The organism is Clostridium sp. C8-1-8 (assembly GCF_009928445.1).
In the GTDB taxonomy this organism is placed as follows: Bacteria; Bacillota; Clostridia; order Clostridiales; family Clostridiaceae; genus Clostridium_AR.
Genome location: NZ_JAABNO010000003.1, coordinates 48204 through 63598 on the forward strand (window position 1 = coordinate 48204; position 15395 = coordinate 63598).

The window sequence follows — 15395 nt, forward strand, 5'->3', positions numbered from 1 at the left end:
TTAAATAAGAGTATATGGTCTAATTTATATGTAAAAAGATGCATACTCTAATTAACAACATTATTCAAATACAACATAAGCATTGAAATAATAAAATTAGAATACACACCTTAGTATTAAACTTTAATAAATATTTATTTATAATATAACTAATTAGCTTCTTGCTTTTCTCTTAGCTCTTCAACATACTTTTTCCATTGATAAATGAATTCCGACTTGTTTTTCTTAAACATCTTATTCAAATCATTAGTGTACCCAACAAAGGTTCCTAGATTAAGCTGTGCTATAAAGTTTAGTGTTTCATCTATTCTTTTAGCCTTTCTAGTAACAGAAACGCTGTAGGCTTCTCCGTCAGAAAATACAAAGTTTATAAAGTTATTTTTCCCTGCTGGAATAAATCCATAGACTTTATTTTGAATTGTCTTTTTATAGGTCCACATAAGCTCTTTTATAGGCATAGCAAAGACAATCTGCTGACTATCCACAATTATATAATTCCTTGTAATTGTTACAGGACCGTTTTTATAAACATTAGGTTCCTTAACTTCTTCATCCACTTCTTTAAGCAACTGATCTAAATTACCATTTGCATAAACCTTCATACTTTTCATTGCTTTCTTATTTTTCACTACTACTGGAATATAAATAACACATAAAGCAAATACTAGAATTGCAACTCCTATAAGTGGAGCAGTTACCTCTTCTAAAGGTGTAGCATCCTTAAGGTAAGCTCCATAAATTGCACCTTCTGCTTTACTAGCTGAAACGCCTTCCTTAATCAATTGACTTTTCATAAAGCTGTATTCATTATCTTTAAAATTCTCTAACTTTCCATGAAAACTATAGACATCGCTTTCCTTCTTAGCTAATTTATCATATTCATCATTTGATATACTTATACATAACAATTTATTACTTACACTCACTGCTATAATATGTTCACTAACACTTTCACTAGTTTTTATACCATATCTACTTCTAGTAACCTTTATAACTGTATTCATATCATAAACATCATTAGAATTTATCTTTACATATTTTCCTGTTGCAGCAGCAATATTATAATCTTCAACAGTTTTTATTACTATTGCCTTATTAGAATAATCCTTATATTGAAAGACAGCAGTAGCAATTAATAATGCTATAATTAATACAAAAAAGATTACACCAATTGATCTTATTCTCCATCTTTTTTTATTGATTTTACTAAAGTATGAGTTTTCCATAAATACCTCCAATTTGTAATATATCCCCATTATATACAACCGCACTAATAGTGTCAAATCAGGTATTATTTTGTCACATGAAATTGTTATCATTGTATTGTTTTCATATATATTCATATCCTTTGATATCAATCTGTTAAAAAACTCCAAATAGCTTTTCCTTATATTTTACCTATAGAGTTCCATTACTAAAACTTAGATTTTACTTATTCGATAATCGCAGCTTTTGGGAATTATCGGGCGCTTATAACTAACTTAATCTATACAGGTTTGAAAATCATATACCTATTAACTTTAGTTATTCATAGCTTAGTAGCTAAAGTCAAAATCTTAATACATATGGAATATTTAAAAATTAATATTTTAACAACTTTTCCCTAATAACATAAATAGCTTATCTTCTTTGCAATATCTTAACAGGCATACTTTAAGCAAATAATCAAAGAATAAAAAAGGAGGTGATTTTAATATGGGAAAGATAAATGATAAAAATAAATTAGGCGATAAAAAAGCTTACCTAAACAAATACAAGAATTCAGAACCTAATCCAGTAGATACAAATGGAGATAAAGATATGAGAGAACCTGTACGCGGATTACCTCAAAGATAGACTTTATAAAAAATTTAGTTTTCAAAGAATTTACATACCACATTTAAAGTAAAGCAATGGAGGTGTTTTAAGCAATGAGAAAAGCAAGAAACTTGAATGCATTTAAAAAAGAACACCACTCAAAAGATAAAGATTTTAACCCAGAGCCAGTAAAAATAGTTTGGAATAAAGATTCAAAAAAGCCAACAATCAAAGAACCAGAAGAATGTTTATAATAATATAAAGATTTTAAAGGAAAGGATGTAAACCAAAACTCTTTATAGAGTTTTATAAGTTTTACATAGGGTATACTATTATGACACAAAAACTAGGAAAAAATAATAGAACCGGTGAAAAATCTTATTATAGAAATAAAAATAATAAATCTGCAGCTAATCCAGTGAATGCAGAAGATAATAAAAACACTAGTATGCCAGTAAGACATCTTCCAGAACATTAAAAGCTAATATATTAATTTACACTAATGCAATTATAAAGACAGCTATGACAATATAGCTGTCTTTATAATTGCATTTAATCCTCATATATTAATCTCCCTAGGTTACCAATTTAATTCAGGTTCTAAAATACTAAATTTTACATCTATATTTAATATTGGTATAATTCTTATATAATTGTGTAGTTAAATTTTATTTTTCCTTTGGAGGTATTATGAGTAAAATATATTTTGTGAGACACGCAGAACCAGATTATTCAATCAAAGACGACAGATTAAGACCACTTACTGAGGATGGTCTTAAAGCTAGTATTAAAGTTAGTGATTTCTTAAGTGATAAAAATATAACTAAAATATTTAGTAGTCCATATAAGCGATCTGTAGATACAATATTAGATTTTTCCAAAAAATCAGCTTTAGAAATAACCAAAATAGAGGACTTTAAGGAAAGAAAAATCGAAGATGTATGGATTGAGGATTTTGATAACTTTTTTAAAACCCAATGGCAAGACTTCAACTATAAACTGTCTAGTGGAGAATGTTTAAACGAAGTACAAGCTAGAAACATTGCAGCATTACATAGCTTATTAAATGAGTATCCTGAAGATACAATTGTAATAGGAACTCATGGTACTGCACTTTCTACTATTATAAATTATTATGATAAAAACTTTGATGGAAAAGAGTTTGCTAGAATTAGAGGAATCATGCCTTTTATAGTTTATATGGAATTTGAAGGTACCAAACTTGTTAATATAAAAGAATATTTAATATAACCTTCCATATAGCATTACGAAAGTGTAAGTTATCCATGTTCGAAAATATAATTTTTATTACGAAGTGGTACATCTATAGGAACTTCATAATAATAAAGTAACTTTTCTATAGATACAACACTTCACCAAAAAATGAGAAGCCCACAGAGAAATCGCAAAACTCTGTAGGCTTCAATATTTATATGGATTAAAGCAAAACGCTTTAATGAGGGCAATATTGAGGATTAGTTAATAATAAGTCAGACACTATGCTGAGTTATTAGATATTATATAGTGTAGAACTTATATTTAGTCCAACGACTATATTTTTCGCCAGTATTTAATAAGGATTGCTCTTTGTTACAGCCATCAAAACCTATTGGAGCATTTTGTGTCTCTAGACAAACAGCCATTCTCTTTTCTGGCAAGTTACCATTGTAAAGTTTTCTGTCAACAGGGTAATTTGTAGTATATATAACTACATACGGATTGTTTGTAGTTACTGTCATAGCACGACCTGACTCTTCATCTTTCAATTCTGCAAGGCCGATTTCATTATCAAACTTAAATGGGTGATCATATCCACCACCAGCTTTAATTTGATAATCATCTGCTAATACTTCTTTTCCTATTTCCTTTTCAACTCTAAAATCGAAAGGTGTACCTGCTACTTCTATCTCTTTACCAGTAGCTCCAAAATCTTCAGATAGTTCTAGATAATTGCTAGCTTCTATCTTAAGTTTGTGCTTTAATGCGTTTCTTTCAGCATTTCCACTAAGGTTGAAGTAGCTGTGGTTTGTGATATTAAGCACAGTAGCTTTGTTAGTTTCACCTTCTATAGTAAAGAAAAACTCATTTTCATCATTTAAGATGTATTTTACAGTTAACTTTACTTCTCCAGGAAAACCAGCTTCTCCATCTACAGAAGTATACTCTAAGGCAAGACCAACCTGGTCCTTGTCTTCAAAACCGCATACGTTCCATAGTTTTGTATGATAACCATAGCTTCCGCCATGTAGGTTATTTACACCTAAGTGGTTTGTTTCAAGCTCATAATTCTTACCATCTATTTCAATCTTACCAGTATAAATTCTACCTGCAAAACGGCCTATTACTGCTCCATAATATGCTTCATTATCAAAGTAATCATTAATATTTTCATAGCCTAGAACTATATTCTTAAATTCACCATTTTTATCTGGGGTAAATATACCAGTAATTATTCCACCTAAGTTTAGAACTGAAACTCTTACACCATTTCTATTTTCTATGCTATATTCGATTAAATCCTTACCTTCGTAGGAGCCTATAGTCTTAAAGCTGTATCCCATCATCCTACCTCTTTTCTTAAAGTTCTTTAGCAGTGTTTACTACGTTATCAACTGTAAAGCCAAATTCCTTGAATAGTATCTCCCCAGGTGCAGATGCTCCGAAAGTATCTATAGAAATAACTTTACCATCTAAACCAGTATATTTATGCCATCCAAAAGATGAAGCTGCTTCAACTGCAATTCTCTTCCTAACTGCCTTTGGCATTAATTTTTCTTTATATTCCTCACCTTGAGCTTCAAATACTTCAAGTGATGGTATTGAAATTACTCTTGCGTCAATGCCTTCTTCTTTAAGTTTTGTTTGAGCTTCATATATTAGTTCTACTTCTGAACCAGTTGCCATAAGCAACATATCTGGAATTTCTTTTTCACTATCCTTCAATATATAAGCTCCCTTTAATGCTTCAGTTGAGCTTTCATTGTATAAAGGAAGATTTTGTCTTGATAGTACTATTGAAGTAGGCCCATCTTTTCTCTTTAAAGCATGTAACCAAGCAGCAGCAGTTTCCTTTGAATCCGCTGGTCTAAATACATGCATATTTGGTATACTTCTAAGTGCTGCTAACTGCTCTATTGGTTCATGAGTTGGTCCATCTTCACCTACTCCGATACTATCATGAGTTAGTACGTAAACAACTGGAATCTTCATAAGAGCAGATAATCTCATTGAAGCCTTCATATAATCACTAAATACAAAGAAAGTTGAAACGTAAGGTACAAGTCCTCCATGAACAGCAATACCGTTAGCTATAGCTGCCATACCATGCTCTCTAACACCGAAGTGAAGATTTCTACCACTTCTATCTTCCTTAGAGAAATCGCCCTTCCCCTTCATATAAGTCTTAGTTGAAGGAGCAAGATCTGCAGATCCTCCTATTAAGTTAGGTACCAAATCCATAAGTCTATTTATAACTTTTTCAGATGAAACTCTTGTAGCAAGCTTACCTTCAAAGTTCCAGTACTCTTCGTTTGAAAGTAAATCTGCCTTAACTTCTCCACTGTTCCAAAGCTCCCATTCACTAGCTAGTTCAGGGTATTCTTTCTTGTAATCTTCAAAAAGTTTGTTCCATTGTTCTTCAGCTTTAGCTCCCTTAGCTATTGTTTCACATAAGTGATCTCTAACTTCTTGAGGAACATGGAATTCTTCTTCATAGCTCCAGCCTAGGAATTCCTTAGCCTTCTTTATATTTTCAGCTCCTAAAGGTTCTCCATGAACTGAAGAAGTACCTGCTTTTGGTGATCCATATCCTATTACAGTCTTAACTATAACCAAGGATGGCTTTTCAGTTTCCTTCTTAGCCTCTTCTAAAGCCTTTGTTATAGCATCAACATCATTACCATCTTCTACAGTTAATACTTGCCATCCGTAAGCAGCATATCTAGCGCCTACATCTTCTCTAAATGCTATGCTAGTATCTCCTTCTATAGAGATGTTGTTTGAATCATATAATACTATTAGCTTTCCTAAACCTAATGTACCAGCAAGTGAAGCACCTTCAGAAGTAATACCTTCCATCATGTCTCCATCTCCTGATATAGCGTAAGTATAATGATTTACTATTTCATAACCAGGTTTATTGAACTTTTTAGCAAGGTAGCTTTCAGCCAAAGCCATACCAACAGCATTTGCTTGACCTTGACCTAAAGGTCCAGTGGTTATCTCAACACCTACTGTATGACCATACTCAGGATGTCCTGGTGTCTTACTATCCTTTTGTCTAAAGTTCTTTAGGTCATCTACTGTAAGACCATATCCATATAAATGTAATAGTGAGTATAAAAGCATTGATCCATGACCAGCTGATAATACAAATCTGTCTCTATCAAACCACTTAGGATTCTTAGGACTGTGCTTTAAAACCTTATCAAAGATTGCATAAGCCATTGGAGCTGCTCCCATCGGTAAACCTGGGTGTCCAGAATTAGCTTTTTGTACAGCTTCAGCTGAAAGTAGTCTTATTGAGTCTACGGTTAACTTGTCAATATTTTTACTCATTATATCTCCTCCGTTTTTAGCCAAATATAGCTTTCCAGTCTTTCATGAATTTCTCTATACCGCTATCTGTTAATGGATGTTTAACCATTTGAGCTATAACATTAAAAGGCACTGTAGCTATATGAGCTCCTGCTTTTGCAGAATCAATTATGTGTGTAGGATTTCTTATGCTTGCAGCAATTATTTCTGTCTTTATATTATGCACATTAAATATTGTAGTTATAGATTCAATTAACTCCATTGGATTTGTAGTTATATCATCTAATCTTCCTAAAAATGGACTTACATAAGTAGCTCCTGCTCTAGCAGCTAGTAGCGCTTGACCTGGAGTGAATATTAAAGTTACATTTGTTTTTATACCTTCGCTAGATAATACCTTAGTTGCTTTTAATCCTTCTGCAGTCATAGGTATTTTAACTATCATATTTGGATGGATTTTAGCTATTTCTCTACCTTCTTTAACCATACCATCTTTTTCAAGGCTTATAACTTCACCACTTATTGGTCCGTCTACTATTGAAGTTATTTCTTTTATAACTTCATTAAAGTCTCTACCTTCCTTTGCAATTAAGCTTGGGTTAGTAGTTACACCACAAATAACTCCCATTTCATTAGCTTCTTTAATCTCATCAACATTAGCAGTATCAATAAATAATTTCATGATTATCCTCCTCATTATTATACAATAAAATTCAATTTTTAACTTTACAAATTTACAAATTTGGCTAAGAAAACGTTATTTTTGACCATAGTAAGCATTCTTACCATGTTTTCTATAATAATGCTTGTCTAACAAATATTGATCCAAGCTTTCTATTCCTTTATTTAAAGTAACAGTATGATAAGCCATGTTACAAGTTTCTTCAAGAACTACAGAATTTACAACTGCATCCTTAGGATTTTTTCCCCAAGTAAATGGTGCATGGCAGCTTACAAGTATTCCAGGCACAGCCATTACTTCGCCATCCCCTAAAGTTTCTATTATTACCTTACCTGTATTCTTCTCATAATCACCTTCTATTTCTTCTTGCGTAAGTTTTCTTGTGCAAGGAATATTACCATAGAAATGATCTGCATGAGTTGTTCCAAGAGCTGGCATTTCCATACATGCTTGTGCCCATATAGTTGCCCAAGTAGAATGTGTATGAACTATACCACCCATATCTTTATATTTTTTATAAAGCTCTATATGTGTAGCTGTATCTGAAGAAGGTCTATAATCCCCTTCTACTATATTTCCATCAAAATCAACAACCACTAATTTTTCAATGGTCAGTTCTTCATATGGAACTCCACTTGGCTTTATTACTACTAAGTTTTTCTCTCTGTCAATTCCACTTACATTTCCCCATGTAAATTTTACAAGATTATACTTAGGAAGAAGTAGATTGGCCTCTAGTACTTGTTTTTTTAATTGTTCTAACATCTTTACCTCCTTAAGATAAATTAAATTAGATTATCTATAATTTATAAATAGAGGTCATGGTTATAGCTAGGTATCAATAGTGTATTAAACCATTACAGCTATTTATATTAACATGTTAAGCATTAGTTTATCCAAATCTTATTATTAGCAATTTAGATTAATATTTTCTCTTCAAAAGCTAAGTTTCAATTAACTTTCAATGCTGTTCTGATAATATTCAATAATCTTTTTTCTATACTTTCTGAAAAGTATGACCTTCACATTATTCATACAAATATCATTCATTGTACGTACAAATGATTTTAAAAAATATATGCAAAATATCATTAGCTTAGCCTAATTAGGCTAGCTAACTCTATTTTATTACTTCTAAAAACCTGTAGTTGATGCTCTTACTATAAGCTCAGGCTTATACATATAGGACCCATGGTTAGCTTTTCCTTCAATTGTATCCATCAACATTCTTGCAGCTTTTCTGCCTAAGTCTTCTTTTGGATGTCTAATTGTTGTGAGCTTAACTTCTGTAGCTGTTGCTATATAAGAATCATCATAGCCAACTAAAGCTATATCTTCTGGAACTCTAAGTCCCTCTTCTCTAATTGCTTGAAGTGCTTGAACTGCAATTTGATCATTATAGCAGAGTATTGCTGTCGGCCTATCTTTTCTTCTAAGTAGTCCATTTGTAAACTCTTGCGGAAAATATTCTTTTTCCTTGGTATTATATTTACCTATATTATGATTTGTAATGGATATGTTATTTTCTTTTAAAGCTTTTACATACCCTTGCTCTCTATTAAACCCTTGAAGGTCATCACTTTTAAATATACCAGCGATGTTCTTATGTCCGATTTGAAGCAAATACCTTGTTAATATATATGCTCCTTCTTCATCATCCATACCTATAAAGGGACCGTTAAGCTCTTTATATTTACTATTGATCATTATATAAGGAATATTTTTCTTTTCCAATTCTCTATAATAATCTATATTGATGTTATCTACAGCACTCATCGTTGGTTCAACAATAAGCCCAGAAACTCCATTTTCAATTATTTTTTCCAAACACTCTTTTTCTTTTTGCTTCTCATTATTAGTATTGTAGAGAAGCAAGTTGTAACCAGCAGAACTTAGAACCTCTTCTATTCCAGATATTATTGAAGGAAAGATATAGTTTGATATATAAGTAGTTAAAACAGCTATTGTCTTCTGTTCATTTGACTTATTTTTCTCACTGTAGCTACAGAATGTTCCTTTACCTTGTTCCCTTTTTATGTAGCCATTGTTTTCTAATTCCATAAAAGCCTGCCTTACCGTATGTCTACTAACAGAAAACTTATCAACGATTTCATTTTCAGTAAGTAGCTGATCACCGTAGGCAATTCTTCCTTCTTCCATTTCTTTCTTAAAAAAGGACGCTATCTGCATGTACTTTGGTACTTTTGTTTCTTCACGCATATAGTCATTATCTCCTCGAATTATTTGTACGTATGTCCTATAAGTCTATTTTATAACATTATTTACTTATGTCAATGCCTAATAAGCTTAAAACTCTAAAAAAAGGTAGATTTATTTTTTTAGAAATGTATTGAAATATAGAATAAAAAGGTTTACAATATACTCATTGGTACGTACAAATTATACTTTACATTATAAACTTGTACGTTTATACTTAAAATATAACTTAACTAAAAGGGAGGATTTAATATGCTTAACACAAAACCTTATGAATTTTGGTTTGTAACAGGTAGTCAACATTTATACGGGGAGGAAACTCTTAAGGAAGTTGAAGCTCATTCAAGAGAAATAGCTGAAAGCTTAAATGAAAAATTAGGTTCACAACATAAAATAATTTTCAAAACAATATTAACTGGTTCAGATTCAATAGCTAAGCTATGCTTAGAAGCAAATGCAACTGAAAATTGTGCTGGTATAATAACTTGGATGCATACTTTTTCACCAGCAAAAATGTGGATAGCTGGTTTACAACAATTAAATAAACCACTTCTTCACCTTCATACTCAATACAACCGTGAAATTCCATGGGATACTATGGACATGGACTTCATGAACACTAACCAATCTGCTCATGGAGATAGAGAATATGGTTTCATTGGTGCAAGAATGCAAATAAAGAGAAAAATCGTTGTTGGACATTGGCAAGATGAAGATGTTGTAGCTAAGATTGTTAGCTGGTCAAGAGTAGCTGTTGCTTTCATAGAAGGAAGATCTTTAAAGGTTGCTCGTTTTGGGGACAACATGAGAAATGTTGCTGTTACTGAAGGTGACAAGGTTGAAGCTCAAATCAAATTTGGCTGGGAAGTTCATGCTTATGGAATAGGCGACCTAGTTGAAGAAATGGAAAAAGTTACAGAAGCTCAAATAGATGCTTTAATGGCAGAATATGAAGCAGAATATGACTTTGCTGAAGATTTACTTGCTCCTGGTCCAAAGAGAGATGCAGTTAGAGAACAAGCTAAGATTGAAATAGCTCTTGAAGCATTCTTAGTAGAAGGTGGTTTCACTGCTTTCACTGATAACTTCCAAGAACTACATGGAATGAAACAACTTCCTGGTCTTGCAGTTCAACACTTAATGGCTAAAGGCTATGGTTTCGGTGGTGAAGGTGACTGGAAAACTGCTGCTCTAGTTCGTATCATGAAGATAATGGCTGAAAACAAAGGCACTGCTTTCATGGAAGATTACACTTACCACTTAGAACAAGGCAATGAATTAATTCTAGGAGCTCATATGTTAGAAGTTGATCCAACAATTGCAGCTACTAAACCAAGAGTAGAAGTTCATCCACTAGGAATCGGTGACAGAGAAGATCCAGCTAGAGTAGTATTTAACGGAGCTGCTGGTTCAGGTCTATGCGCTACTGTACTTGATATGGGTAACCGTTTCAGATTATTAATCAACGAAGTTGAAGCTGTAGAAATAACTAAACCATTACCTAAGCTTCCAGTAGCTAGAGTACTTTGGAAACCACTTCCTTCTTTAAAGGAATCTGCTGAAGCATGGATACTTGCTGGTGGCGCTCACCATACAAGCTTCTCACTTGAAGTAACAACTGAACAATTATTAGATTATGCTGAAATGGTTGGAATGGAAACTTTAATCATTGATGCAGATACTAAGATTCGTGATTTCAAGAATCAAATTCTTTGGAATGACATAGCTTGGAAATTAAGATAATATAAATTAACTCCTTTATTACTCACATTAATAATTTGTTAATATATAATGTGACTGCATCATTTATAATAGATGCAGTCACTATTATAAAATTGATTTGTATCAACATAATCTCTATTTATAAACTCTTGATACAATAAAAATAATACTAAATAGTACATATATTTCAGAGTTTTATTCTTATTTAATATTTTATTATGCTATAGAGTTGTAAATTAACTTTAGTGTTGAAAACCTCTTAAAAAGATTGGCACTACTCTGCCCTTTAAATTTTGTATCCTGATCTACTGTTATGAATACATTTTTAATAATGCTGATCTTTTTATGTATATCATTAACATATTTTCAGAACTCTTGGTTTTAATACCAAGAGATTTTGAAAATAAATATACGAGAAGAAATGCTGTTATTTATGGTAGTTTTCAATATTAAATTTAGTTTATAATTAAACAAAGCATTATATTTACTTTACAATATAAAACATAAAAAATGGAGTGATGATATTATGGCTAACACAAATGATTTTGGTGACAGTAATTTAAGCAAAGTTTTAAATTATGTTCATTGGTTCTTTCTATTAAACATTTACTTTTTCCTTTGCAACATCTTATTTATTGTATCTATATTTACAATGGAACTAAAATTCGAGTATATTATAATATTCTTTATCGCCTTAATACCTACCGGTCCATCTATTACAGCACTTTGCTATACAATGGGAAAAATAATTAGAGAAAAATATGTTGATACTACTAGAGATTATTTTAGAGCTTACAAAGAAAATTTCCTTTCTTCAATGAAATTGTGGTTAATATTTCTAGTTTCAATGTTTATATTACTTTTAGATATAAAACTATGCTTTTTAAATAGAAGCTTTTTATTTTTACTAATCCCTACTGTATTAATTGTTTTATTCATTGTTTTAATGTTTTCTTATTCATTTCCTTTACTTTCAAGATTCAGTATGAAGATAAAAGATATACTAAAGCTATCAATTTATCTTTCACTAAAGAATTTGATACCTTCAGTAATTAATTTAGCAATATTGGCAGTTTCTACTTATTTATTCTTAAATGCTAAAGGTATTGTAGGTTTATTTTTAGGAAGTCTAGCCTGCTACGGAATATTATTTAATATGAGAAAGATTTTTGATTTTGTTGAGAACAAATTTATAAAGCAATAACACTTTTTAAAAAACAGGCTGTATACAAGTATAAATCTTTAACTTGTATACAGCTTATTTTTCATATAATCTTAGAGCTGTTAGTAACTACGAACTAAAATCTATACTTTGGCATATCTTATATTTATACTAAAAAGTTATAAATTCCACTCAAATAACTCACTTCTATTTATTTTTTCTCTTTAAAGATGTTTCAATATGTAAATTAACAATTATTATGTACATGTAAATGATTAAATCTATACTATATGTACTGCTAAAACTTGTAGTAATACACAAATTTTGATTTTATTTTAGAAAAATTTAAAATATTATTTCATTATTTTCATTAAAATAGTATAATAATGTAAGAGTAATGGGTTTAATTCAACTTTATTTTTAAATGCACGAAAATCCTTTATCCATGGTATTTTCAAACATCCACAAATTAAGAGTAAAGCCCAAATAATATTAATACTTTTTGAGGAGAATATCATGATACACATAACAGACTTAAAAGAAAGCTTACCTTTATTTAAAGCTTTAAGTTCTGATATAAGAGTACAGATAATAGAACTTTTAGCTGAACATAAACAACTTAATATGAATGAATTGGCTGAAAAGCTTGCTCTTACTAATGGTGCTGTAACAATGCACATCAAAAAATTAGAAGAATGTGGTTTAATAAAAACAAATACTTTGACTGCAAAGCACGGAATTCAAAAAATTTGCTATCTTCATGAGGATAAATTTGTAATCGATATAGGTACGCAAGACGTAGAAAATTCCTATGAATTAGAGATAGGCATAGGTCACTACTCTTCTTATGAAATTTCACCTACTTGTGGAATAGCCACAAAAGAAAGATTAATTGGTGAAGTTGATAACCCTAGTTATTTTGCTGATCCTGAGAGAATAAATGCAGATATCTTATGGTTTACAAAAGGTTTTATTGAATACCGCATACCAAACTATTTAAAACCTGGTCAAGAATTTTCTGAAATTCAAATATCTATGGAAATAAGTTCAGAGGCTCCGGGCAACTGTAACATATGGCCTTCAGATATACATTTTATTCTAAACAATATTAATATAGGCAGCTGGACTAGTCCAGGAGACTACGCTGATAGTAAAGGCATATTAACTCCTTCTTGGTGGTTCCCAAATTGGAATCAATACGGACTATTGAAACTTCTTATAATAAATAAGTTTGGTACTTTTATAGATGGATTAAAGATTTCTGATGTAAACATAAATGATATAGATTTAAACTATAAGAGCGATCTAATTCTAAAACTAGCTGTTCCTGAAGAGACGAAACACGTAGGAGGCTTGACTATATTCGGTAAAAACTTCGGTAACTACAATCAGGGGCTAAATGTAAGAGTAGTATATGATATTCCAAATCGCTAATAGAATGAAAAATCACTAAAGAAAATTTCTTTAGTGATTTTTTTATATATGTTTTGACTATATTTAAGGTTCTTCGAAACTCAATAATTGTTCACACAAAGGTATATTATCCCTCTATTAGCATTTAATGTTTCTTATTTGGACATTTTTCCCCAAATAGCTAATCCCTTTTTATTAATACCAGTAAACACTAATGTAGCTTTATTATTTTCCCAATCCCAAGCAGGTAGTATCTTACACTCAAATTTGCCATCTGCATCAGATGAGATTGTTAAAATAAGATCATTATCCCCCTCTATAGACCAAGCACTATCTTTCTTATCCGTTTTTCCGTTGGACTTGAAAGTATATTTTTGAGATGGTATTATGCCATTATTTTCTTTGTCTAAAACAATCACATCCCAATCACCTGGTACCGCATCTTTGGAAATCTTCTGTTCTTTCTCACCCGCATATTTTTCCGGAGAAACCATAGGCCATCCATCTTTTGACCACTCTATTTTTCTTACATTTAAGCTGAACCAATTTATGTCTTCTTCAACTCTTATATGGTGATAGATATAATAATTTTCACCTTCCTTAAGTACTGAATTGTGTCCAGGTGCAAGCCATCCTTGACCATCACCAAATTTATATCCGCCCATTATTTTATTTCCCACTTCAGTCGGAAGCACTTCTGTATTAGTCATATCATTACCATTTATATCTACATATGGACCATCAATTTTTTCAGATCTTCCAACTCTTATATTGTAATCCTTAGACAAGGAATCATAAGACTCAAATAGGTAATACTTCTTCTCTTTATCATTATAAATAATATATGGTCCTTCAACTCCACCACTTACAGATTTGCTTCTAGAAGCAATATTTTTACCCTTATCTCCTGGTTTAACCGGTTTTCCTGTAGCTTTATCAAGTTTAACTACATATATTCCATTCCAGAAAGATCCATAACTCATCCAAGGAGTACCATCTTGATCATATACTATATTAGGATCAATAGCGTTCATTTCATCGCCTTCATCCGTTTTCACCACAGCCCCCATATCTTCCCATGGCCCAGCTATAGATTTACTTCTTTCTAAACCTATATAAGATTTGTTTTTACCAAAACTTGATGCAGCATAATACAAGTAATAGTAATCTCCGATTTTAGTTACATCAGGAGCCCATAAACCATTAGCACCTGTCCATTCGTAAGCTTCTGTTGGCACTCCATCTAAAGCTTGACCTACAAACTCCCAATTTATCATATCTTTAGACTTTCTCACTTGTATTCCAGGAGTTGCAATCCCGCCAACTCTTGCATCAGTAGAAAACACATAATATGTATCCCCATCTTTAAATACTGAAGGATCATGGGTTCCCACTGGCCCCCACTTACTTTTATCATTTATTGTATCCGTATCTCTTACTTTTTCTTTAGCTATGCCGCTTGGAAAAGTAATTTCTTTAAGTGCCTTTTCTTTCTTAGAATTAGCAGAACATCCCACAATACTTACTGAACAAACTAACGCTATTACAACTGCTATATACTTTTTAATAGTAAAACCCCCTTAATCTGAATTTATAATAAAATTCCAATCCTTCTAAAGACTTTCCATATGCTAATTCTATAAACATCCAAGAATATAAATCAATAAGGATTCGCTGCAAAAATCTTGCATACGACATAATTTCTTTTTTTTATTATTGCTTCAATATATGCATTTAAGCCATCTACACATAGTTATGTATAGCTTTATCGAAACGTAATTTCATAATAATAAAATAGGATTTAGCACATCAATTTTAATTGTGCACTAAATCCTAACTAAGAGATTAATATTATGAAAAAATCAT

14 protein-coding genes are annotated in these 15395 nt (G+C 31.3%); 7 read left to right on the forward strand and 7 right to left on the reverse strand.

Features of this window, described 5'->3' with window-relative positions:
* Positions 1-149: 149 nt before the first annotated feature.
* The gene (locus GXK57_RS03975; protein ID WP_160671799.1) at positions 150-1226 is read right to left on the reverse strand and encodes a hypothetical protein; all 1077 of its coding nucleotides are present in this window, start codon (positions 1224-1226) and stop codon (positions 150-152) included.
* 469 nt (positions 1227-1695) lie between these two features.
* Between GXK57_RS03975 and GXK57_RS26325 the strand changes: the two genes are divergently transcribed.
* The 4 genes from GXK57_RS26325 to GXK57_RS03990 all read left to right on the forward strand — a co-directional run bounded on the left by GXK57_RS26325 (position 1696) and on the right by GXK57_RS03990 (position 3048).
* Positions 1696-1836 (forward strand): hypothetical protein, encoded by a 141-nt coding sequence (locus GXK57_RS26325; protein ID WP_164880573.1) that lies wholly within the window; start codon positions 1696-1698, stop codon positions 1834-1836.
* A 74-nt stretch (positions 1837-1910) separates the two neighbouring features.
* Positions 1911-2051, forward strand: a complete 141-nt coding sequence (locus GXK57_RS03980; protein WP_160671802.1) for a hypothetical protein — start codon at positions 1911-1913, stop codon at positions 2049-2051.
* Positions 2052-2131: 80 nt separating this feature from the next.
* Entirely contained in the window at positions 2132-2275 is a 144-nt protein-coding gene (locus GXK57_RS03985; protein ID WP_160671805.1) for a hypothetical protein, read from the forward strand.
* Positions 2276-2487: 212 nt separating this feature from the next.
* Positions 2488-3048: a histidine phosphatase family protein gene (locus tag GXK57_RS03990; protein WP_160671808.1), complete on the forward strand. Its 561-nt coding sequence runs from the start codon at positions 2488-2490 to the stop codon at positions 3046-3048.
* A 266-nt stretch (positions 3049-3314) separates the two neighbouring features.
* Here the strand turns inward: GXK57_RS03990 and GXK57_RS03995 are convergent, their stop codons facing one another.
* From GXK57_RS03995 to GXK57_RS04015, 5 genes are all read right to left on the reverse strand, one after another.
* Positions 3315-4358 (reverse strand): aldose epimerase family protein, encoded by a 1044-nt coding sequence (locus GXK57_RS03995; RefSeq protein WP_160671810.1) that lies wholly within the window; start codon positions 4356-4358, stop codon positions 3315-3317.
* Positions 4359-4374: 16 nt separating this feature from the next.
* Positions 4375-6354: a transketolase gene (gene tkt, locus GXK57_RS04000; protein ID WP_160671813.1), complete on the reverse strand. Its 1980-nt coding sequence runs from the start codon at positions 6352-6354 to the stop codon at positions 4375-4377.
* Between the two features lie 16 nt (positions 6355-6370).
* Complete coding sequence (gene fsa / locus GXK57_RS04005; RefSeq protein ID WP_128214064.1) at positions 6371-7015, reverse strand: fructose-6-phosphate aldolase; 645 nt, start codon at positions 7013-7015, stop codon at positions 6371-6373.
* Positions 7016-7090: 75 nt separating this feature from the next.
* The gene (locus GXK57_RS04010; protein ID WP_160671816.1) at positions 7091-7780 is read right to left on the reverse strand and encodes an L-ribulose-5-phosphate 4-epimerase; all 690 of its coding nucleotides are present in this window, start codon (positions 7778-7780) and stop codon (positions 7091-7093) included.
* A gap of 369 nt (positions 7781-8149) precedes the next feature.
* Positions 8150-9235 carry a GntR family transcriptional regulator gene (locus GXK57_RS04015; protein ID WP_279285475.1) on the reverse strand — a complete coding sequence of 362 codons (1086 nt, stop codon included), beginning with the start codon at positions 9233-9235 and terminating at the stop codon, positions 8150-8152.
* Between the two features lie 249 nt (positions 9236-9484).
* Here GXK57_RS04015 and araA point away from each other — a divergent pair, with 249 nt between their 5' ends.
* The 3 genes from araA to GXK57_RS04030 all read left to right on the forward strand — a co-directional run bounded on the left by araA (position 9485) and on the right by GXK57_RS04030 (position 13550).
* On the forward strand, positions 9485-10975 hold the full coding sequence (gene araA / locus GXK57_RS04020) for an L-arabinose isomerase (protein WP_160671819.1): 1491 nt from the start codon (positions 9485-9487) through the stop codon (positions 10973-10975).
* A gap of 505 nt (positions 10976-11480) precedes the next feature.
* On the forward strand, positions 11481-12158 hold the full coding sequence (locus tag GXK57_RS04025; RefSeq protein WP_160671822.1) for a DUF624 domain-containing protein: 678 nt from the start codon (positions 11481-11483) through the stop codon (positions 12156-12158).
* Between the two features lie 474 nt (positions 12159-12632).
* Positions 12633-13550, forward strand: a complete 918-nt coding sequence (locus GXK57_RS04030) for a winged helix-turn-helix transcriptional regulator (RefSeq protein WP_160671825.1) — start codon at positions 12633-12635, stop codon at positions 13548-13550.
* A 134-nt stretch (positions 13551-13684) separates the two neighbouring features.
* Here the strand turns inward: GXK57_RS04030 and GXK57_RS04035 are convergent, their stop codons facing one another.
* A complete protein-coding gene (locus GXK57_RS04035) occupies positions 13685-15046 on the reverse strand; it encodes an arabinan endo-1,5-alpha-L-arabinosidase (protein ID WP_243156362.1) in 1362 nt (453 codons plus the stop codon).
* Between the last annotated feature and the right edge of the window lie 349 nt (positions 15047-15395).